The sequence below is a fragment of the Streptomyces lucensis JCM 4490 genome, assembly GCF_014650035.1.
Lineage (GTDB): Bacteria > Actinomycetota > Actinomycetes > Streptomycetales > Streptomycetaceae > Streptomyces > Streptomyces lucensis.
Genome location: NZ_BMUE01000001.1, coordinates 22,351 through 43,072, shown reverse-complemented (window position 1 = coordinate 43,072; position 20,722 = coordinate 22,351). Strand labels below are relative to the sequence as shown.

The following is a 20,722-nucleotide window of genomic DNA, read 5'->3' as shown; positions in this document are numbered from 1 at the left end:
CGGCGCCTGGGGGGGTAGGCGCCGAAGCCCGGCTCTGGAAGGTCCCGGCGCCGGGGGGGATTGCGCCGGGACGTGGCTCACGTGGGCCGGCCGGTGTTGTCGGCCGGTGGGGTCGGCCTGGTGGGATCGGCCTGGTGGTGCGATGGTGCGGTCCGGCGGTGGTGCGGTGCCGTCGACGGCGGCCGGTCGTGGGGTGGTGTGACCGGTGGTGCGCTGTGGTGGCCGTTGGTGACGGCGAGTACTGCGTGAGGTGGGGAGTGCGGTCCCGGGGCCCCGATCCTGGGCCCGGAAGGGTTGTTCCCTGCGGCCAGGGACTTGAAGCGACCGGACAGCGCCGTGTTTGCGCCGTCTTTCGCCACAGGCGTGCGCACCGCGCGGACTCCCTCGGCCGACCGCGCGTCCGCGCGTCCGCGCCGCGGGGGCCCGTCTCACGGGCCCCCGAGTCACGGTCGCCGTCGCGGCCCCGCGCCGCGCCCCCTCATCCCCGGCCCGTCACGCCGCCGCGTCGAAGCCGGTGTCGCGGGCCAGCTTCTTCAGTTCGAGGAGGGCGTGCTTCTCGATCTGGCGGATGCGCTCGCGGGTCAGGCCGTGCTCCTTGCCGACCTCGGTCAGGGTGCGCTCGCGGCCGTCGTCTATGCCGTACCGCATCTTGATGATGGATGCCGTGCGCTGGTCCAGGCGGCCGATCAGGTCGTCCAGTTCCTCGCTGCGCAGCAGGGTCATGACGGACTGTTCGGGGGACACCGCCGAGGTGTCCTCCAGCAGGTCGCCGAACTGGGTCTCGCCCTCGTCGTCCACCGACATGTTCAGCGAGACCGGGTCGCGGGCCCAGTCGAGGACGTCGGTGACGCGCTCCGGGGTGGAGCCCAGTTCCGCGGCGATCTCCGCGGGCTCCGGGTCGCGGCCGTTCTCGCGGTTGAACTCGCGCTGTACCCGGCGGATACGGCCCAGTTCCTCCACCAGGTGGACGGGGAGCCGGATCGTACGGGACTGGTCGGCGATGGAACGGGTGATGGCCTGACGGATCCACCAGGTCGCGTACGTCGAGAACTTGAAGCCCTTGCGGTAGTCGAACTTCTCCACGGCGCGCACCAGGCCGGCGTTGCCCTCCTGGATCAGGTCGAGCAGGGGCAGGCCGCTGCGGGGGTAGCGCCGGGCCACCGCGACGACCAGTCGGAGGTTGGAGCGGATGAAGACGTCCTTGGCCCGCTCGCCGGCGGCGACCAGCGCCTCCAGCTCGTCCCGGGTGGCGTCCGTCTTGCTCTCCTCGTACCCGTCGAGAACCTGTCGCGCGAACACACCCGCCTCGATGGTCTGCGACAGCTCGACCTCCTTGGCGGCGTCGAGCAGCGGTGTGCGCGCGATCTCGTCGAGGTACATGCCGACCAGGTCGCGGTCGGCGATCTCGCCGCCGTGGGCGCGAACACTGCTTGCCGAGTCGACCGTCTCGCCGGTGGCGGACTGACGACGGGCGACGGCACGGGTTGCCATGCGTGCTCCCTTGCGATGGTGGGCTGACGGGTGGTCCTGAACGCTCGGCACTTCGGGACTGTCTTCGGACTCTCTCCGAGTGCCCTGCATCCGAGGGAAACAACGACTGGAATCCGGACAGAATTCCCAACCCGCCCCCCAATTTTTCTGATCATGCAGTACCCTGTTCCGCCACACGGGGAGGACCAATGCCGCTCGGACATACGGAAGTGCAGGTCAGGCCAGGAGTCGAGGGGGATCTCGGCGCCCTCACGGCCCTCTACAACCACTACGTACGTGAGACGGCCATCACATTCGATACGGCGGTCTTCGGTACGGAAGAGCGCCGCCCTTGGCTGCTCTCCCACCCGGAAGACGGCCCCCACCGCCTGATGGTTGCCACGGAGACGGGCCCGGACGGCGACTCACAGCGAATCCTCGGGTACGCCACATCCAGCCCTTACCGGCCGAAGCCCGCGTACGCCACCTCCGTGGAGACCTCGGTGTACGTCGCCCCGGACGCCGGCCGCCGCGGGATCGGCACCCTGCTCTACGGCGCCCTCTTCGCGGCGCTGGCCGACGAGGACCTGCACCGGGCCTACGCCGGGATCGCCCAGCCCAACGAGGCCTCCGAGCGACTGCACGCCCGTTTCGGCTTCCGGTACATCGGCACCCACCGGGAGGTGGGCCGCAAGTTCGGGCGCTACTGGGACGTGGCCTGGTACGAGAAGAGCCTCTGAGCCGGGCCGGGCCCGGCCGGTCAGCCGAACTGCAGCGACCGCTTCGCCAGCCCCATCCAGAACCCGTCGATCACCGACCGCTGGGCGTCCAGCTCGCCGCCCGCCTCGGCCGCGCCCATCGTGACGAAGAGCGGGGCGAAGTGCTCGGTGCGCGGGTGGGCGTAGCGGCCGGCCGGGGCCTTGTGCAGGAAGTCCAGCAGGAGGTCCCAGTCGCGGGCCGCCAGGGCGCGGCGGCCCCAGTCGTCGAACTCGGCGGACCAGCTGGGCACGCCGCCGCCGGTGTGCCGCAGGGCGGCCAGGTTGTGGGTGAAGAAGCCGGAGCCGACGATGAGCACACCCTCGTCCCGCAGCGGGGCGAGCTTGCGGCCGATGTCCATCAGGCGGACCGGGTCGAGGGTGGGCATGGAGATCTGCAGGACGGGGATGTCGGCGGCCGGGAACATCTCGACGAGGGGGACGTACGCGCCGTGGTCGAGGCCGCGGTCGGGGATGTCCTGGACGGGGGTGCCGGGGGCGCGCAGCAGCTTGCGGACGGAGTCGGCCAGCTCGGGGGCGCCGGGAGCGGCGTACCGGACCCGGTAGTAGTGCTCGGGGAAGCCCCAGAAGTCGAACACGAGCGGGACGGTCTCGACGGCGCCGAGGGCGAGCGGGGCCTCCTCCCAGTGGGCGGAGACCATGAGAACGGCCTTGGGGCGGGGCAGGCCGGCCGACCAGGCGGCGAGCTGCCCGGGCCAGACCGGGTCGTCGGCGAGCGGCGGGGCGCCGTGGCTGAGGTACAGGGCGGGCATGCGCTCCGGCAGGGCGTCCTGGGAAGGGTCCACGGGGGTGACGGAGGACATGTCGTGGCTCCAGACGATCAGATTGCTTTAACTCTCAAGCTCTCACCACGAGCGTACGCCCGACTTGTTCAAGTTTCAAGGAGATGGCTCGTACAGTGGAACGCATGAACACCGCACCGGACTCCGCCGCGGGGCACCGCTGGCTCACCGACGAGGAACAGCGCGTCTGGCGCGCCTACCTGCACGCCACCACCCTGCTGGAGGACCACCTGGACCGGCAGCTGCAGCGCGACGCGGGCATGCCGCACATCTACTACGGCCTTCTCGTCGGTCTCGCCGAGGCGCCGCGCCGCCGGCTGCGGATGACCGAGCTGGCGATGCGGGCGAAGATCACCCGCTCTCGGCTGTCCCACGCGATCGCCCGGCTGGAGAAGAACGGCTGGGTGCGCCGCGAGGACTGCCCCTCCGACAAGCGCGGCCAGTTCGCGGTGCTCACCGACGAGGGCGTGGAGGTGCTGCGGCGCACCGCGCCGGGCCATGTCACCGCCGTGCGGCAGGCGCTGTTCGACCGGCTCTCCCCGGAACAGCAGAAGGCCCTCGGCGAGATCATGGAGATCGTCGCCGAGGGCCTCCAGCCCGACGAAGCGGGTGCGGATCTGCCCTGGCTCCGCTGACGGGGGACGGTCGCCCGGCTCCGACCCGTCACCTGCGGCCGGTCAGTGCGCCACCACCGGCACCGGCTCGGCCGGTCAGTGCGCCACCACCGGCACCGGCACCTCGTCCTCGACGCCGTCGCCGTCGCCGGAGATCACCGCGGTGAGGTCCGGCCGGCCCGCGTTGACGAAGGTGAAGGCGATCAGGGAGGCGAGACCCAGGATGCCGACGGCGAACCAGATGGCCGCGCTGTAGCCGTGGACCATGCCCTGGAGGTGGACCAGCTGCTGCTGCGGCTTGGCGGCCGCCCCGGCGATGTGGTCCTTGATGTACGACGTCTGCGCGGACGCGGCGATGGTGTTCAGCAGGGCGGTGCCGATCGCACCGCCCACCTGCTGCGAGGTGTTGACCATCGCGGAGGCGACACCGGCGTCCCGGGGCTCGACGCCCTGGGTGGCCAGGGACATGGCCGGCATGAACGCCGTACCCATGCCGAGGCCGAGCAGCACCATCGCGGGCAGCAGCAGCGCCAGGTAGGAGGAACCGATCTCCAGCTGGGTCAGCAGCAGCATGCCGAGGCCGGCGACCAGGAAGCCGGGGCCCATCAGCAGCCGGGCCGGGACCCGGGTCATCAGCCGGGTGCCGATCTGGGTGGAGCCGGTGATCATGCCCGCCACCATCGGCAGGAAGGCGAAACCGGTCTTGACCGGCGAGTAGCCCTTCACGACCTGCAGGTAGTAGGTCAGGAAGAGGAACAGTCCGAACATGCCGATGATCGCGAGGCCGAGGGAGAGGTAGATGCCGCCGCGGTTGCGGTCGGTCACGACGCGCAGCGGCAGCAGCGGGGCCTTGACCCGGGACTCCACCAGGGCGAAGGCGGTCAGCAGCACCGCGGAGGCGATGAACATCGACACTGTCACGCCGTCGCCCCAGCCGTCGGACTCGGCGCGGGTGAAGCCGTAGACGAGCGCGACCAGGCCGAGCGTGGAGAGGATCACGCCGGGGATGTCGAGCGGGGAGCGGTTGCGGCCGCCCTCCGGCTCACGGATGACGAAGTAGGCGCCGGCCGCGGCGACGACGGCGAACGGGACGTTCACGAAGAAGGTCCAGCGCCAGTCCAGGTACTCGGTGAGGAACCCGCCGAGGATCAGACCGACGGCACCGCCACCGCCGGCGATCGCGCCGTAGATGCCGAACGCCTTGGCGCGCTCCTTGGCGTCGGTGAACATCACCGCCAGCAGGGACAGGGCGGCCGGGGCGAGCAGGGCGCCGAAGACGCCCTGGAGGGCGCGGGCGCCGAACATCATCGCGCCGGTGGTGGCGGCGCCGCCGAGCGCGGAGGCCGCGGCGAAACCGGCCAGCCCCGTCACGAAGGCGCGCTTGCGGCCCCACAGGTCGGCGATGCGGCCGCCGAACAGCAGCAGACCGCCGAAGGCGAGGGCGTAGGCGGTGACGACCCACTGCCGGTTGCCGTCGGATATGCCGAGGTCCTGCTGGGCGGAGGGCAGGGCGATGTTCACGATGGTGGCGTCGAGGACGACCATCAGCTGGGCGAGCGCGATGAAGACGAGCGCTTTCCAGCGGTTGGCGTCGGCGCTCGGAACGGCGGCGCCGCGAGCCTTGAGGGATGTTTCGGACATGGAGGTACCCACTTCGGGACTTCGTGACGGAAAAATGCCGAGAAATCGTTGGAGAACGGAAGGTGGAGCGAAGGCGAGGAGTCGGGGAGATCGGAAGGTCGGAAGGTCTGGAGGTCGGAAGGTCGAAAGGTCGAAAGTGGAGGTCAGGAAGGGCGGGCCGGTCGCCGGTCATCGCTCCGGCCGGCCGCCGCCGGTCAGCAGGCGCGCAGCTCCTCGATCGTCACGGCCGTGCCCGGCAGGGCGGAGCGGGCGGGCGCCCGCAGACCGTCGAGGAACAGCTGGAGGTGGCGGTGGACGAAGCGGTCGCCGCGGCCGCAGTCCGTGCCGGCCGGGGGCCGGCTCAGCTGGGACACGACGATCAGCAGGTCGCCGACGCCGACGTCGGAACGCAGCTGGCCGGCCGCCTTCGCCCGGCCCATGACCTCCTCGACGAGCTGCTCGACACGCTCGCGGGAGGCCTCCAGGTCGGGGTGGTGCTGGTCGAAGGTGTCGGAGATCATCGGGCACAGCGCGCTGATCCGCTCGTCGGCGGCGGTGTGGACGAAGTGCTCCAGGGCGGTGAACGCGTCCCCGGTCTCCGTGAGGGCCGCCTCGGCCGCCTCGGCCGTCCGGTCCATGACGGAGCAGACGACCTCACGGACGAGGGCCTCACGGTCGGGGAAGTTGCGGTACACCGTGGCGTTGCCGACGCCCGCCCGGCGGGCGACCTCGTCGAGCGGCACGTCCGGGCCGTGCTCGACGAACATCTCCCGGGCGGCGGTCACGATCCGCTCCCGGTTGCGCACGGCGTCGGCTCGCGGCCTGGGCGCCTTGCGCGGTGCGGGGGTGGTCGCGGTCGACACGGCGTACTCCTCGAGGTGTTGGGGGCGATCCGGGGACTGACTCCCCGTTTCGCTCGGACACAGGGCTAAACGGGGAAGTCGTCCCCGGTTATTTCCCGCACCCGGTGAGAACCGTTGTGATCTGAGCCACACTCACCGGCGTCTTCGATTCACCCCTTCGCGGACCACCGTTCCCACGTTCGGTCTCCGTCAGCGCGCGCCCGCCACCCCACCGACCCAGGGTGATCGCAAGGGTGCAGCCAGGAACCGGCGGCTGCCGTGGAGCGAAGGGTCCATGCATGCAGCCGCAGCCGCCCCGCCGCCGCATACGCTCCCGCCGCACAGCGCGCCGCACCCCCCTGAGTGGCATACGCCCGGACGGCATACGCCGGGACGGCACGGACTCGGACGGCATACTCCAGGACCTCCCTGACCCGGACCGCTCGCGCCTTCACCGCATACGCCTTCACCGCATACACCCTCACCGCATACGCCCTCACCGCGTACGCCTGCGCCGCGCGACCGCACTCGCCTCCGTGACGGCACTGATCCTCACGGTCGGCACCTCGGCCGGATCCGGACACCTGAGGGCGCCGGCCGCCGCCGGCCCCACCGGCCTGGCGCGCTCCCCCCTCGTCTCCCCGTGCCTGGTCCGCGGCGTCCGGGAGGTGCAGATGACCGAGGGCCTCCCCACCCCCCGCGGCTACTCCCGCTCCACGGGCACGGTCCACGCCCTCACCCTGATGGTCGACTTCGCCGACGCGCCCGGGCAGGGCAGCGCCATGGACCGCTTCCACGAGTTCTTCCCGCAGACGCAGGAGTGGTTCCACGCCGCGTCGTACGGCCGGCTCGACTACCGGCCCGAGACACCCGTCACGAACTGGCTGCGCATGCCGAAGACCTTCCGGGAGTACGGCATAGAGCGCGGAGCCCCCTTCGACCCCGGCTACCGGCAACTGGTCCAGGACATCGTGGCCGCGGCCGACCCGAAGGTGGACTTCCGCTCGTACGACCTGCTCAACGTGCTCGTCACCCCGAACGCCGGCCCCTCCGCCCTCGACACGGTGCTGTCCGTGACCTTCGCCGGGAACGACGACGCCCCGGTCGCCGACGGCGTGCCCGTCGCCAACGCCTCCTTCGTCTACTCCCGCCAGGACGACGGCTCCGGCTCCTACGCCCGCACGGGTTACCGCGTCCTGCCGCACGAGAACGGCCACACCTTCGGCCTGCCCGACCTGTACACCCAGGAGGGCGGGGGCACGGTCGGCCACTGGGACATCATGAGCGAGGACTGGGGCGCCAACAACGACCTGCTCGGCTGGCACAAGTGGAAGCTGGGCTGGCTGGACGTCACCCAGGTCGGTTGCGCGGCGACCCGGGGCAGCGTCGAGTTCGTGCTGACGCCGCTGTACAAGCCGGGCGGCGGGAAGCTGATCCTCCTGCCCATCGACGCCGAGAGCTCGTACGCGCTGGAGCTGCGCACGCAGGGCGGTAACGACGAGGACGTGTGCCGGCCGGGCGTCCTCATCTACAAGATCGACGCGTCCGTCGACACCGGCCGCGGCCCGATCACGGTCTACGACAGCCACCGGGGCACCGGCGGCTGCACCCACAGCCCCAACGTGCACACCGAACTCTCCGACGCCCCCTTCTCCCCCGGCGAGACCTTCAAGGACCCCCGCCACGCCATCATGGTGCGGGTGCTGGGCGAGGACGCGGAGGGGAACTACCGGGTGCGGATCACGCGGGGCTAGCGCAACGGGTGCCACGGGCGCGCCGACCATCGCGCTACCGGCGCAACGGGCGCAATGGGCGGGACGGTCCCCCAGGGGGCGGGCCGGCGCGCCGGCCCGCGCACCGCCCCTGAGCAGTGGGGTAGTCGATGTTGATGATCTGCTCCGCCCTGAACTCCGTACGGTGCGGATCGGCGCCCGGCGGTGCGAGCATCAGCCTGGCGGACAGCGGCTTGCTCCAGCGCGCGGACAGGGCCGCCATGTCCGCGATCATGGCCACGACCTCGCTCTCCCGGGTCGAGGCGGGCAGGGGGACGGTGTCCATCCCGGCACCGCACACCGACGAGTACGCGAGCACCGAGTCACTGTCGATGCGTCCCTGCTGCCAGGCCAGCGCGAGCACCCGGTCCTCCAGTACCGGAAGCATCAGGCCCGCGTACCCGACCAGGGGCCGGCCGACCGAGCGGATACCGGCCGTGACCGCCGCGCAGGCCGCCATCGTGCCCGGAGAGCCGAACCGGACGCCGCCGACCGTCTCCAGGAACTCCCCGATGCTGGCGTCCGGGGCGCAGGCCGGGGACGGATCGAAGCCGTGGAACAGCAGGCCGCGGCGCTCGCAGGCCGGTCGCAGCAGGTCCTCGAGGGGGGCGAGCTGCTCACGCAGGCCGTTCCGGGTCAGTTCCGTCGCCGCGGTGAGGTCACGCGGAGCCGCCTCCCGGGCACGGGCCAGCAGGGGGCCTGCGGACTGCAGTCCCACGCTCACCCCGGCGGCACCCCCGTCGCTGTACGAGCCGGGGAACAGCGGAGCGTTGGCGCCCAGATGGGCGACTGCCGCGAACCGGAAGTTGGCCTCCGCGTCGCGGCTCGCCAGCTCGCGGACCACGGCTCCGCTGAAGGCGACGGCGGCGTGGTCCACCTCGCCGCCGTCGGCGACGACGGCGGCGAGGAACAGCGACGGGTACGCGACCAGTACGTCGGCGACGTGGGAGGGCTCCAGCTCCACCAGCGCGGAAGGCCGCAGGGCGCCCAGCGAGGCGCTGCCCACGCCCGCCCGCCGGCAGCCCTCGACGAGGCCGGCCGCCCGCGCGCGCAGCTCGCCGTGGCCGAGCGGCCGGCCGAGTGCGGGGCTGGAGAGGCGCACCGTCTGCACCTCGTACCCGGCGCCCGTGATCTCGTCGCCGATCGCCAGCGCCCGCTCGCCGTACCGGCCGATGCCGGCGGCGTCGGCCCCACCGTCCCGGAACAGCTCGTCGGGGAGGCACAGGGTCACGGCCCGCACCGGGGACGCGGTCGTCGTTCGTGTCATGCGTGCAGCACCACCGGCAGTTCGTTCAGTCCCCAGGTGAAGTTCGACCCGTTGTAGCGCGGCTCGCCCTCCAGCGTCATCGCACGCACCATGCCGCGCAGCGTCCGGAGGTACGCGGCGATCTCCAGCCGCGCGAGCCGGCTGCCCAGGCACATGTGGCGGCCCGCGCCGAAGCTCAGATGGCGGTTCCCGGCCCGGCCGACGTCGAAGGTGTCCGGGTCGTCGAACACCTCCGTGTCACGGTTGGCCGAGCCGATCCAGGTCACGACGCGCTGGCCGGGCTCGACCTCGACGTCCCCGACGGTCAGTGCCTCGGTGGCGGTCCGCAGCACGTGCATGCCGGGCACCGACCAGCGCAGCGCCTCCTCGGTGGCGACGCCCGGCTCGACGTCCCCCCTGAGGATGCGGTCCCACTGGTCCGGGTGCTCCACCAGCTGAAGGGTGAGCGCGGCCAGCGTGAAGCGGGTCGTCTCGTTCCCGCCGGCGAGGATCCCGCTGAAGTTGAAGACCAGTTCCTCGTCCGTCAGCCCGGTGCCGTCGGCGTTCTGCGCGGTGAGGCCGCTGATGAACTCGTTCGCGCCGGTCCTGCGGTTCTCGCGCACCATGTCGCTGAAGTACTTGAAGATCTCGCCGTTCGCGGTGATCCGCCGCACCTCGGAGGGCGACTCGAACGCCTCGGTGGTCTTCCTGCCGATCCACTCCCAGTCGTCACGAGGCAGTCCCATGATGGCGCAGATGACGTCGGTCGGGATGCGTTCGAGCTGCCTGATCAGATCCGGACCGGGCTGCGTGACGGCCGTCGCGACGACGTCGGCGACGACCCGCTCCACGTAGTCCTCGGCCCTGGACAGGACGTCGTTCGAGAACGGCTGGATGAGCACGCGCTTCATCCGCGTGTGGTCGGGCGGGTCGGCGACGATCAGCATCCTGTTCGCGACGGCGTCGACCGCGCGGCCCGTCGAACCGAGCCGCATGCCCTTGGCCGAGCTCATCCGCGTGCTGTCGCGGTGCACGGAGACCACGTCGTGGTACCGGGTGACGCTCCAGAACCCCTCCGCCTCCCCGGCGGGATGCTGCCAGGACACGGGGTCGTTCGCCCGGTACCAGGCGAAGACGTCGTAGAAGCCCGTGCCCTCGAAGAGACCAGGCTCGAACAGGTCGGGCGCCGTCCGCCGCGTCATCCGCGCACCGCCGGGTCGTGAGCGGCCCCGGGGACGGCGTCGCCGAGCATGCCGACGAGGGCGTCCGGGTCCATGAACGCGTGATGGTCCGCGTCGATCACCTGATGTCCTTGGTAGTCGGCGGCCGCCTCGCGCCACCGGGTCATCTGTGCGGCGGTGACGACCGTGTCGCGGCGTCCCGACACCGATCGCAGCGGGGTTCGGGCCAGCGGCCTGGAAGGGGCCCGGTAGCCGGCCGCGAGGCGCAGGTCCGCACGCAGGGGTACGAGGGCGTAGCGGGCGAACGCGGACTCGCGGACCGACGGGTGGAGGAGGTCCGTCAGCTCCGCCTGGGGCGGGTCCGCGGCCAGGAAGGCGCTGAAGTGTTCGGGCGACCTGGCCGCGGCGACCACCAGCGAGCGCGCTGGGATGCCTGCGGATTCCATCCGCCTCGCCACCTCGTAGGCGATGAGCGCGCCGAGGCTGACGCCGAGCAGCACCAGCGGCCGCCGCCGCGCGTACGCGCGCAGTTCCGCGCTGATCCGGTCGACCACCTCGGCCAGGCTGCCGGCCGCCGGGTCCGCCAACCGGTCCTCGCGCCCCGGCAGCTGCACCCCCAGCAGGTGTGTCCCGGGCGGCAGCGCCAGGGCGGTCGCGCGCAGGCGCAGGCAGCCCGCGCCCGCCTGCGGGAACACCACCGCGGTCGCGGCGGCGCCCTCCTCGGCCTCGGTGAAGGAGCGCAGGTAGCTCATGCCGCCCTCGCTTCGTCGATCCGCCTCGCGAGCGCTTCGGGGGTCCTGGCCGTGAGGACGTCGATGATCGAGACCGTCAGCCCCAGCTCCGTCTCGATCCGGGAGGCCAGTTGGGCGGCGAGCAGCGAGTGCCCGCCGATGGCGAAGAAGTCGGAGTCCCGGGCGACGGCGTGTCCGAAGACGCCGCTCCACGCGTTCAGGACGTGGTCCAGGACGGGGTCGTCGGACGCGGATGCGCGGCTGCCGGTGCCGACGCGCTGCCCCGCCGGTCCGGCACCACTGTGCTGCCCGGCCCGTTCACCGTCACCGTGCTGCCCGGCCCGTTCGCCGTCACCGTGCTGCGAGGCCCGTTCACCGTCACCGTGCTGCGAGGCCGGTCCCGCGCCGCCGCGCGGCCGGGCCGGTTCGGCGTCGCCCAGCGCGGCCACCTCGCGCCGTGCGACCTTGCCGGTCGGTTCCAGCGGTATCCCGGTGATGCGGTGCATCAGGGTGGGGCGCAGTTGGCGCGGCAGCCGTGCGCCGAACTCGGTGGTGAGCCGCGTGCGCAGGCCGTCGTCGAGAGCCCGGCCGGAGGACGTCCGCAGGCCGATGGCGAGCGTGGCCGGCTCGCCGCGCGTGTAGGCCACCGCGCCCTCGATGCCGGGCACCTCGCAGGCGATGTTCTCCAGCTCCTCGAGCTCGATCCGGAAACCCCCCACCTTGACCTGGTTGTCGGCCCGGCCACGGATGCCCAGCCGGCCGTCGTCACCGAGCACCCCGAGGTCTCCCGTGCGGAAGTGCCGGGCGCCGTCGAGGTCGACGAAGCGGTCCGCGCCCGGCGCGCCCGTGCCGGCGTACCCGAGGGCCACTCCGGCTCCGCCGATCAGGATCTCGCCGATGACGCCGGGCGGGACCTCGTTCAGGTCGGCGTCGACGACGGTGACCGTGTAGCCGGCGAGCGGACGGCCGATGGTGCGGGGATCGTCACCGCGGGCGGTGTCGGCCATGGTGGCGGCGATGGTGGTCTCGGTCGGCCCGTACACGTTGATCACCCGGTCGGCCATGGTCCGGAGGCGGTCGGCCAGGGAGTCCGGGCAGCGTTCGCCGGCCACCACGGCGACCTCGGCCCTCGGCAGCCCGGTGAGCGTGGCGTACAGCGAGGGTGTCATGCAGAGGTGGTCGATCCGCTGTGCGGACAGGGCCTGTTCCAGGTCCCCGAGGGCCGGGTCGAGCGCGACGCAGGTGACGCCGTTGACGAAGGGGGTGAGGACCGACCACAGCCAGCCGTCGAACCCCGGGGAGACGACCGAGACGGCCCGGCCGCCGGGCCGGTACCCGAGCGACTCGGCGTTGGCCAGGAGGTTCCCCAGGGCGGTGGAGCCGACGCGCACGCCCTTGGGGCGGCCGGTGGTGCCCGAGGTGTAGACGACGTACGCCTCCGGCTCGCGCCCCTCGTCGGCCCACCCGTTCCAGTCGGGCCCGCCGTTCCAGTCGGGGCCGCCGGGCGGCAGGCCGGCGCCGGCTGTCTCGGAGCCGTGCGTCTCCACCAGCTCCAGGCCCAGTGCGGCGGCGTCCGGTTCCGACGACACGAGCACCTTGCACCCGGCGTCGGCCACGATCCAGCGCAGACGCTCGGCCGGGTGCCGCTCGTCGAGCAGGACTGCCGACGAGCCGTTGGCCCAGATCGCCAGCAGGCTGCTGAGCGCGTACCGCGACCGGCCCGCCATGAGGGCGACCCGATCGCCCGCACCGGCACCGGTCCGCTGGAGGCGGTCGGCCAGGGCGTGCGTCGAAGCGGCGATCTCCTTCCAGGTCAGCCCCGCTCCGTCGGTTCCGACGCAGCCCGGCCGGTCGGGGTGCTCGGACACCCAGCGTTCCAGCGCCTTCCTGGCGTGCGTCGCGTGAGAAACGGTCGCGTGACTGCCCGGAGCGGGCCTGCTCATAAGATCTCCCCCTGATTTCACCGGTCCGCTGCCGGTGCGCCGGTCACCGCTGGTTCCCGGTGCGCCGGTGCGCCGGTCACCGCTGTGCCGGTGTACCGATGTGCCGTGTGCCGCCGCTGTCCGGCGTCGACGTCAACCGGCCTTGGTGGCCCACAGGATGACGTTCGTGCCGAAGAACCTCTTGCGCCACCCGATGTCCTTGAACCCGAGCCCGCGCAGCACGCCCGCGATGCCCTGCGGTGACGCGAAGGCGCGGGTGCTGGACTCGAGATAGCTGTAGGACTTGCGATCGCGCGCCACGACCTGCCCGAGCAGCGGAACGATGACGCGCATCCCCCACTTCACGACGGGCTTCACCAGACCGCTCGGGGGACACGTCTCCAGGATCACGAGGCGGCCGCCGGGCTTGAGGACACGGTGCTGTTCGCGGAGCACTCCGTGGAGGTCCTCGACGTTCCTGAGGAGATAACCCTCGGTGATCCCGTCGAAGGACTCGTCCCCGAACGGCAGGACGGCCGCGTCCGCGTGCTGCCAGCGCACCGCTCCGGCCCCGGGCTTGGCCTTCGCCCGGCGCAGCATCTCCTCCGAGAAGTCGGCTCCCGTCACCGTGACTGTGGGGTACCTGCGGGCCGCCTCCAGAGCGATCACGCCCGTCCCCGTGGCCAGGTCCAGCAGCTGTCCGCCCGGGGCGGGCGCGACCCGTGCGGCGACCTCCCGGCACCACTTCTCATGACGCCCGAGCGTCATGACGAAGTTCATCCGGTCGTAGTAGCCCGCGATCTTCTGGAAGATCCCGTGCACTTCGGTGCTCTTGCCACGACGCGTGCGGTCACTCGTCACCTGTTCCGCCCTCCTCCACCGGAAACACCCACCGCCGAATCAACCTGGGTGATGTGGTGACTCACCCGGGAGTCCGAACCGGACAGGTCCGCACCGGCCATGACCGCGACGGCGAGGAACCCGATCAGCGCCGTGCCGACCGATGGCCGCATCGCGAAGAGCAGAAGGCCGAGAAAGACCACGGACACGTACATGTCCCGTTGGCCGACCAGGTTGTACTCGATCGGCGTCCGGGCCCGGACCATGGAGATCATGTTAGCCACGGCCGGAATGACCATGACGCCCGCGTAAACCGTCCGGTCGGGCATGTCGGTGAGCAGAACGAGCACCGGGAACGCGGCGTACACCAGGGTGGTCGCCCCCGCGGCGACCCATGCGCCGGCGAGCTGCGAGGGCAGGAGCGCCGGGATCGTCCGCAGCCCGGCCGCCTTGTCCCCCTCGTAGTCGGGGACGTTCTTCATGATCCCCTTGGCGAAGTACCAGAAGAACAGGAACGCCCCGAGGACGACCGGCCGGGACGAGTCGTAGTGGGGGATCTCCCACCACGAGTCGCCGAGCAGCGCACCCGCGATGTACGGCTCCGTGACCGCCATCGAGAAGACCGCCATGCCGACGACCGGACGGCCCTTCAGACGGAGCCTCGGCGAGGAGTAGCCGAGCACCAGGAAGACGCTGAAGACCCAGAGGAGGGTCTGCGCGAACGAGATCACCAGCGAGAGCAGCAGCATGACGCCGAGGCTCCCGTACAGGACCCGCTGGAGCAGTCCCACGCCCGCCGCCTCCACCAGCTTCAGCCGGCCCGGCACGTTCCTGCCGTCCTCCACCAGGTCGGTCACGGCGTTGTGGGCGTTGGCGGCCAGAGGGGCGAGCACGTGGAAGAGGACGCCGAGGAGCACCACGAGGTCGAGGCGGTGACCGGCCATGACCACGCCCACGCAGTAGGAGAGCGGGCTGACCAGGAGTGTACGGGGACGCACGTTTTTGACCACAGCCGCGAAACGTGCCGTGCGCTGCATTTGCCGAACCTCTCTCATGAAAGTCGGGCCGCCTCTGGCGGATGTGCACCCGAAGTGGACGTCAGATGCGTGTGAGGGTCAGCGCGAAGCCGGCACGGGGCCGCAGAGTGAGCATCGCCTTGGGCTCGGGACCGGCGGAGTCCCGCTGCGAGATCTCGAACCTGTCGAGAATGCCCGCCAGCAGCATGCTCATCTCCATCATGGCGAAGCCCTTACCGATGCACATGTGCGCGCCGGCCCCGAAAGGAAGGAACCTGCCTTTTCCGGGGACGCCGTTGGCGAAACGCTCAGGAAGGAATTCGTCGGGCCTTTCCCAGACGGCCGGGTCCCGGTGGATGGCGGCCACGTTGAGCATCACGAAAGCGCCCCCGGGCACCTGGGACGAGCCGATGAGGGTGTCCTTCCTCACCTGCCGGGGAATGGTCGGAGACGGCGGGAAGAGCCGCATTCCCTCATTGATGACACATTCCAGCAGCGTGCTCCCCTGCCGTTCCCCCGGGGCGGACGACTCGGCCGCACGCACCTCTTCCCGCACGCCGCGCTGGACGTCCGGATAGCAGGCGAGCAGGTACAGGATCCACGTCAGCGCACTGGCCGTCGTCTCGTAGGCGGCGACGAAGGTGGTCAGCACCTCGTCCCTGACCTCTACATCGGTCAGCGGCTCGGCGGCGTCGCCGACCCTGGCCTCCAGCAGGATGTCCAGGAGGTCGCCGTGCTGCTCGCCGGACACGCGCCGTTCCCGGACGATGCGGTGGACGAGGCCGTCCAGGCCCCGCATGGTCGCGGCGAAGTCCCGGTTGCGCCGGGTGGGCACGCCGACCGGCAAGGAGAGCGGCATCCGCAGCCGGCGCTCGACGAACTCCAGGAGGAAGGAGATCGTCTTCGGGGTGAGCACGGCGGACACCTCGTCGCCGGACCGGCTGAACATGCACCGGGCCACGATGTCGAGGGCGAACGACAGCATGTCCTCGTGGACGCGCAGCTCGGTACGGTCGCGGCCCTCCCAGCGCCCGATGTGCTCGCCGATCACATCGGCCATCTTCTGCCGCATGCCGGCCAGGCTGGGGCGGCTGTACATGGGATGGAGGGCCCTGCGCCGCTGCAGCCACTGGTCGTGGTTCGGGTTGCTGATCAACCCGTCCCCGAGCACCAGCCGCAGGGGGTTCTCGGCGTTCGGCTTGCCGAACGTGTGGATGTCGGAGAGAACGACGTCCGCCGCGGTGCTCCGGTTGACGAAGACCATGCGCTTGGGACCGACGGAGAAGTACGACAGCTCACTGCCGTCCAGGGCGGCGTACTGGATGGCGTTCAGCAGGTCCGACCGCAGCCGGAGCAGGTCGCCGATCCCAGGCAGGCGCCTGGGCGGCACGGCCGGAGCGGACAGCACGCCGCTGTCGTGCCGCACCTGCCTGACGGGTAGCGTACTCGCGGCAGTCCCTGCCATCCCGGCCCCCTGATCGAGTCAGTACGTCATGCCTGATGCCGGGACCATTTCCGGCCGACGCGTGAATACGACGACCGGAAACCTCCCGGATGAAAGCGCCGGACACAAAGCCCGCCCCGCAATACACCGGCCGGACCGGCCGCCCTCGCGAATGCGGCCGCACCCTCAGCCACTTATCAGTCCTATTCGCACGGGCTCCGGGGGAGCAAGCGGATGGCAGGAAGGTGACAGATGATCCCGTAATTCCGCCGACGGGCTTTCTTTCTGATGCTCCATCACGGCAGGCGACGCCGAGCCACCCGCATCACACCGCACCCGCCGGCACCCTTCCGGGACGTAGTCCTGGTGAAGCCGAGCGAACGAGCCCGAACGAGCCGCACGGCGGGCGGACTGGAGCGGGAGGAGGTAGGGCCACCTCAAGGCCCCGAGGCCGTGCGCCGGGCAGCGGCGGTGACCGGATACCCGGAAGCACCGGACCCGCGCGGGCGCGGAGACACCGACTGCCCCGCACCGGACCCCACCGGACGGTTCGCCGGTAAGGGCGCCCACCTGACCCGACTCGCCCACACAGCGCGGCAGCGGGATGCCACACACCGAACGAGATCACCGCCGCCGGCCCCGTCCGAGGCATACGGCACCAGCCTCCCGGCTTCGCCGCCCTCCCGCCGGGCGAGAGCAGGGCGAACGAGCGCACTGATCACGGCCAACGACGCGGATCCGCCCCACCCGCTACACTGTCGGCGGTGGCCCAGACCCCACAGGTCTGCCCACCAAAGCCTGTCGGCAGCGAGTCCGCGCCCACCACGTCCCAGGACCGGGTTCCGGAAACGCCTTCTGACAGAACCCCGCCTTCGTAGCTCAGGGGATAGAGCACCGCTCTCCTAAAGCGGGTGTCGCAGGTTCGAATCCTGCCGGGGGCACCGAGAGAAGAGCCAGCGTGGGAGGAATCTCCTCCCGGGCTGGCCCTTCGTGTGTCCGGGGTCGTGCAACATGCGTGCCACTACGTGGAGGAGTCCTGGTCCGGAATGGGCTTGGCCTTTGACACGAAGAGGCTCAGCCGGAAGGTAGTCGGTTGCGTCAGGCGCCCACAGAGCCTGTCCACACGCATCGCAGTCCAGTCGATCTTCATGTCCGGCGCTCGGAGACGGCGGACATGAGCGTGCCAGGCCGCCTCGTCCTGGGTTTCGAAGAGCACCTCCCAGCGGCCCGCGTCAGGCGCGAAGCGAGCAGCAGCCCGCTGCAACTCGTTCCGCTGCTGACGCCTTCTCTTACGCTGCCCTGGCATCGGCCCGGCATCGCCAGCTTCGTCCATGGCAGCAAGGCCACTACTGTCCCCAAGCCCGGAGGCCTATCCCCCACCCAAGGGCATGCAAGTCGCTGGGTTCACTTTCGAATCGGTCTCCGCCCACCTGGGCTCACCGGAGGCTCCAGCCTGCGGTAGACCGACTGCCGGCCTTCTCAGACGGGCTCCGGAAGCGGACCGAGATGCTTGATGACACGCTCACGCAGCAGGAGGTACTCCTCCCAGCGGCGGGGCAGCGGGCCGGGCGGGCGCTTGACGACTCGGGCCGCCGTGACGGTCTGTCCGTGCTGGAACTGCTCCCGCGTCAGGTCAAGTTCCACACCGCTGGGCAGCCGGTTCCACCAGTGGAAGCCATGCTGGGTTCCGTCACGGTGCACCTCACCCACTATGAGATCGCCGCCGAAGACATCGTTGACGATCAAGGCCGTGATGTCACAGTGTCCCCAAGCCGGGTTGCCGGGCTGCCAGTCGGCCTGGTCATCGGGCGAACAGGTGTCGGCGGCCCAGCTGGCGCGCAGCGCCTTGTCGAGATCGACCAGGTTCCAAGGGATCATGCCGCCAGCATCGCAGCCGCCACTGACAACGGGACGGCGCCGTCGCTACGACCCCCGGCTTCTCTCCAGCTCATGCGAGCCGCCGGACAAGGGACGAGAATTTCAACCGGACAGGGAGACCGACTGTCCGCCAGCAAGGACTTGAGTTGTCCGCTCACCCGGATGTCCCACTGGCCGCGGACACGGCTGACACCAGCGCCTGACACCAACAAACAGCGGTCGAGGCCGGACCTCGCTGATCGATCGGTCGAGGCGCAGGGACGGTTGATCTACGGCCCCCGCGACGCCGGCCGCCGTCAGCCACGTCGCGCAGCCATGCCGCGCATCGTGCAGCCGGACCACCCGCAGCACCGCATCGGCCGCAACCCGCGGTGCTGGGTCTGCTGCCGGGCATCGCCCAAATCCACGTCGGACCAGCGTAGACGCGTGGCGCGGGGGCTGTAATGTCACGTCGCCGTCCGGCGTGGATCCGGCACGCAAGGGGGGACTGTGTTCTTGCTCTGTCTCGCGACACTTCTCGGACTGATGGCGTCGGTCGCCGCCGTCCTCGGCATCGCTGCGATCACTCGCGGATGGATGCTCCCCAAGGTCCGACCGGGGATCGCGCGCCCTCGCCTCTACGGCTGGGGGGTGTTGCTGTTCGCCTTCGGCATGTGTCTGATGGCGATCGGCACGGAGGTGCTCACCGGCACGTTCCATCTGTTGGGAAGACCGGCTGGGTTTCTGGCGCTGCTGCTTGGTTCCCGAGTGATTCGGGCGAGCCGGCATCCTGAGGCCGCCGCTCTGCAGGACCTGGCCGAGTTCTAGCCGGGTTCGACTTCGGAACGGGCGGGGTGTGAGGCGTGGCGCACCGGCTCGACCGTGTGAATGGTTTCGCTTGATCACGGCATCGGTAAGGAAGCCGTCTGGAGCTACGGCACGACATCGGAAGGCTGCTGCAGGCCCGGGGCCGGGCGGTTGAAGTCCGGCAGGTCCTCGAACCGCTCCATCAGAGCATGTGCATGATGTTCGGCCTCGACGGCGAGATGACCAGTGATGTCGCGAGGCACTCGCCGTGATCCGCCTCGGCCTCGACGGTTCGGCTCCCTGAACCCGGTCATCGCTCCGATCCCCGGGTGACGAGTCCGCCGCGCTGGTAACCGCTCACCGGAAGGAGACGTGAGCGAGATCAGCGTGCCGGACGGATGGCGGACAGTACGCTGAATCCAGCGGGATCGGGCCCGCGGCACGGCGTCCGGGAGGTGCCTCATGACGGCCGAGATGGTGGCCCCGGCATGGATGCATGAGCAGATCACGGCGGAGGAGTACGACTCCTGGTCCGAGGAGCAGTGCGCCGGTATCGAGATCGTGGACGGCATGGTCGTCGTGAGTCCGAGCGCGTCCAAGCGGCACAACCGGCTGGCTCGGATTCTGGCGAACGCCCTGGATGCCGCGGCGGGCCCGGAGTGGAACGCGGACACGGACTTCGACGTACGGCTTCAGGACGTCCCGCTCACCAATCGCCGCCCGGACGTCGTCGTGTACCGCGCGGACACGATCGACATCACTCCCACCCGCCCTGAGCACGTGCTGCTGGTCGCGGAGGTGGTGTCGCCGGGTTCGGAGACCACCGACCGGATCGTGAAGGTCGACCAGTACGCCAAGGCAGCCATCGGCTTCTACTGGCGGATCGAGCAAGCCGCCACAGGCGTCCCTCTCGTTTACACCTACGTTCTCGACCCCGCGACGAAGACCTACCGGGACGGAGACGTGTTCACCGGCGTCCTCAAGGTGGCGGCCCCCTTCCCGGTGGAGATCGACCTCGGACAGATCTGACCGCGGTCCCCTGCGTGGTGACGCACAGGGGGATGGTCGCCGGGTCCCAGGCGGCATCGGCTCGGCGGGCAGGTGGCGGTCGTCGGACGGCCCGTTGCTACTCGTACCGGTACCTCAGCGAGTCCGCCTCCGCCTGCTCGATGTCGGCGATCGTCAGCTCCGGCATCCGCAGCTGGGCCAGCGTCACCTCGGCCGACGTCGGCTGGGCGTCCGCCGGCAGCCACTGTTCCGGCTTCCAGGCCCCGCTGCGCAGCAGCGACTTGGGGCAGTGGGGGTAGACCTCCTCGATCCCCAGCACCAGCGCGCTGGCCGGCGGCTTGCCCACGGCGGTCAGCTGGGAGAGCAGCTCCGGACTGGTGGAGACACAGGCCCTGCCGTTCACCCTGAGCGTCGTGGTGCGCCCCGGAATGACGAACAGCAGCCCGGCCCGTCCGGTGGCGATGACGTTCTGCAGGGTGTCCAGACGCTTGTTGCCGGTCGCGTCCGGTATCGCCACCGTCCGTGCGTCCAGGACGGCGACGAACCCGGCGGGGCCGCCGCGCGGGGATACGTCACAGTTGCCCTCGGCATCCGCGCTGGCGACCAGGACCAGCGACGAGCAGCCGATCAGCCGCCGCGTCTGCTCGGTGAGTTCGGTCATCTGCTTGCGTACGGCCGTGTCCTTGGGCAGTTCGTAGACCCGGCGCAACTCCTCCTGGTCGGACACCGCGTCGAGGCGGAGCGAGTCGAAGGCACTGCCGGCGAGGGGTGTCGTCATGTCCCTGACCCTAGTG

Annotated in this window: 18 protein-coding genes, 1 tRNA gene and 1 pseudogene; 6 read left to right on the top strand and 14 right to left on the bottom strand. The window is 70.8% G+C overall.

Annotated elements, in window-relative coordinates; all coding sequences use genetic code 11:
• Nucleotides 1-492: 492 nt before the first annotated feature.
• Nucleotides 493-1,491, bottom strand: a complete 999-nt coding sequence (locus IE177_RS00220) for a sigma-70 family RNA polymerase sigma factor (RefSeq protein ID WP_190012607.1) — start codon at nucleotides 1,489-1,491, stop codon at nucleotides 493-495.
• 188 nt (nucleotides 1,492-1,679) lie between these two features.
• Between IE177_RS00220 and IE177_RS00215 the strand changes: the two genes are divergently transcribed.
• Complete coding sequence (locus tag IE177_RS00215; protein WP_190012606.1) at nucleotides 1,680-2,210, top strand: GNAT family N-acetyltransferase; 531 nt, start codon at nucleotides 1,680-1,682, stop codon at nucleotides 2,208-2,210.
• 20 nt (nucleotides 2,211-2,230) lie between these two features.
• Here the strand turns inward: IE177_RS00215 and IE177_RS00210 are convergent, their stop codons facing one another.
• The gene (locus IE177_RS00210; protein WP_190013315.1) at nucleotides 2,231-2,998 is read right to left on the bottom strand and encodes a dioxygenase family protein; all 768 of its coding nucleotides are present in this window, start codon (nucleotides 2,996-2,998) and stop codon (nucleotides 2,231-2,233) included.
• Nucleotides 2,999-3,153: 155 nt separating this feature from the next.
• Between IE177_RS00210 and IE177_RS00205 the strand changes: the two genes are divergently transcribed.
• Nucleotides 3,154-3,663: a MarR family winged helix-turn-helix transcriptional regulator gene (locus tag IE177_RS00205; protein WP_190012605.1), complete on the top strand. Its 510-nt coding sequence runs from the start codon at nucleotides 3,154-3,156 to the stop codon at nucleotides 3,661-3,663.
• A 75-nt stretch (nucleotides 3,664-3,738) separates the two neighbouring features.
• On the opposite strand, the gene IE177_RS00200 is transcribed toward IE177_RS00205, so the two are convergent.
• Together IE177_RS00200 and IE177_RS00195 are read right to left on the bottom strand one after the other, a co-directional pair.
• Nucleotides 3,739-5,283, bottom strand: a complete 1,545-nt coding sequence (locus IE177_RS00200; RefSeq protein ID WP_190012604.1) for an MFS transporter — start codon at nucleotides 5,281-5,283, stop codon at nucleotides 3,739-3,741.
• Nucleotides 5,284-5,477: 194 nt separating this feature from the next.
• The gene (locus IE177_RS00195) at nucleotides 5,478-6,125 is read right to left on the bottom strand and encodes a TetR/AcrR family transcriptional regulator (RefSeq protein ID WP_190012603.1); all 648 of its coding nucleotides are present in this window, start codon (nucleotides 6,123-6,125) and stop codon (nucleotides 5,478-5,480) included.
• A gap of 515 nt (nucleotides 6,126-6,640) precedes the next feature.
• On the opposite strand from IE177_RS00195, the gene IE177_RS00190 reads away from it, so the two are divergent.
• Nucleotides 6,641-7,858: a M6 family metalloprotease domain-containing protein gene (locus tag IE177_RS00190; protein ID WP_373304980.1), complete on the top strand. Its 1,218-nt coding sequence runs from the start codon at nucleotides 6,641-6,643 to the stop codon at nucleotides 7,856-7,858.
• Between the two features lie 34 nt (nucleotides 7,859-7,892).
• Here IE177_RS00190 and IE177_RS00185 read toward each other — a convergent pair whose 3' ends face one another.
• The 7 genes from IE177_RS00185 to IE177_RS00155 form a co-directional block, all read right to left on the bottom strand.
• Entirely contained in the window at nucleotides 7,893-9,143 is a 1,251-nt protein-coding gene (locus tag IE177_RS00185; protein ID WP_190012602.1) for a DUF711 family protein, read from the bottom strand.
• Nucleotides 9,140-10,324 (bottom strand): cytochrome P450, encoded by a 1,185-nt coding sequence (locus IE177_RS00180; RefSeq protein ID WP_190012601.1) that lies wholly within the window; start codon nucleotides 10,322-10,324, stop codon nucleotides 9,140-9,142. The genes IE177_RS00185 and IE177_RS00180 overlap by 4 nt, the downstream gene beginning before the upstream one ends.
• Nucleotides 10,321-11,055, bottom strand: a complete 735-nt coding sequence (locus IE177_RS00175; RefSeq protein ID WP_190012600.1) for a thioesterase II family protein — start codon at nucleotides 11,053-11,055, stop codon at nucleotides 10,321-10,323. The genes IE177_RS00180 and IE177_RS00175 overlap by 4 nt, the downstream gene beginning before the upstream one ends.
• The gene (locus IE177_RS00170; protein ID WP_190012599.1) at nucleotides 11,052-12,977 is read right to left on the bottom strand and encodes a non-ribosomal peptide synthetase; all 1,926 of its coding nucleotides are present in this window, start codon (nucleotides 12,975-12,977) and stop codon (nucleotides 11,052-11,054) included. Before IE177_RS00170 ends, IE177_RS00175 begins: the two co-directional genes overlap by 4 nt.
• A gap of 132 nt (nucleotides 12,978-13,109) precedes the next feature.
• The gene (locus IE177_RS00165) at nucleotides 13,110-13,817 is read right to left on the bottom strand and encodes a ubiquinone/menaquinone biosynthesis methyltransferase (RefSeq protein WP_190012598.1); all 708 of its coding nucleotides are present in this window, start codon (nucleotides 13,815-13,817) and stop codon (nucleotides 13,110-13,112) included.
• Complete coding sequence (locus tag IE177_RS00160) at nucleotides 13,814-14,794, bottom strand: UbiA family prenyltransferase (RefSeq protein ID WP_190012597.1); 981 nt, start codon at nucleotides 14,792-14,794, stop codon at nucleotides 13,814-13,816. Before IE177_RS00160 ends, IE177_RS00165 begins: the two co-directional genes overlap by 4 nt.
• A 100-nt stretch (nucleotides 14,795-14,894) precedes the next feature.
• Nucleotides 14,895-16,238, bottom strand: a complete 1,344-nt coding sequence (locus IE177_RS00155; RefSeq protein WP_190012596.1) for a cytochrome P450 — start codon at nucleotides 16,236-16,238, stop codon at nucleotides 14,895-14,897.
• 886 nt (nucleotides 16,239-17,124) lie between these two features.
• Between IE177_RS00155 and IE177_RS00150 the strand changes: the two genes are divergently transcribed.
• A tRNA-Arg gene (locus IE177_RS00150) sits at nucleotides 17,125-17,197 on the top strand.
• Between the two features lie 538 nt (nucleotides 17,198-17,735).
• Here the strand turns inward: IE177_RS00150 and IE177_RS00145 are convergent.
• Together IE177_RS00145 and IE177_RS34685 are read right to left on the bottom strand one after the other, a co-directional pair.
• Nucleotides 17,736-18,134, bottom strand: coding sequence for a YunG family protein (locus IE177_RS00145; RefSeq protein ID WP_190012595.1), 399 nt, complete (start codon nucleotides 18,132-18,134; stop codon nucleotides 17,736-17,738).
• A gap of 270 nt (nucleotides 18,135-18,404) precedes the next feature.
• Nucleotides 18,405-18,503: pseudogene (locus IE177_RS34685) on the bottom strand (tyrosine-type recombinase/integrase); the annotation flags it as partial.
• A 156-nt stretch (nucleotides 18,504-18,659) separates the two neighbouring features.
• Between IE177_RS34685 and IE177_RS00140 the strand changes: the two are divergent.
• Nucleotides 18,660-18,941, top strand: coding sequence for a hypothetical protein (locus IE177_RS00140; protein ID WP_190012594.1), 282 nt, complete (start codon nucleotides 18,660-18,662; stop codon nucleotides 18,939-18,941).
• A 441-nt stretch (nucleotides 18,942-19,382) separates the two neighbouring features.
• Nucleotides 19,383-19,949, top strand: a complete 567-nt coding sequence (locus IE177_RS00135; RefSeq protein WP_190012593.1) for a Uma2 family endonuclease — start codon at nucleotides 19,383-19,385, stop codon at nucleotides 19,947-19,949.
• Nucleotides 19,950-20,046: 97 nt separating this feature from the next.
• Here IE177_RS00135 and IE177_RS00130 read toward each other — a convergent pair whose 3' ends face one another.
• A complete protein-coding gene (locus IE177_RS00130) occupies nucleotides 20,047-20,706 on the bottom strand; it encodes an MSMEG_1061 family FMN-dependent PPOX-type flavoprotein (protein WP_190012592.1) in 660 nt (219 codons plus the stop codon).
• Between the last annotated feature and the right edge of the window lie 16 nt (nucleotides 20,707-20,722).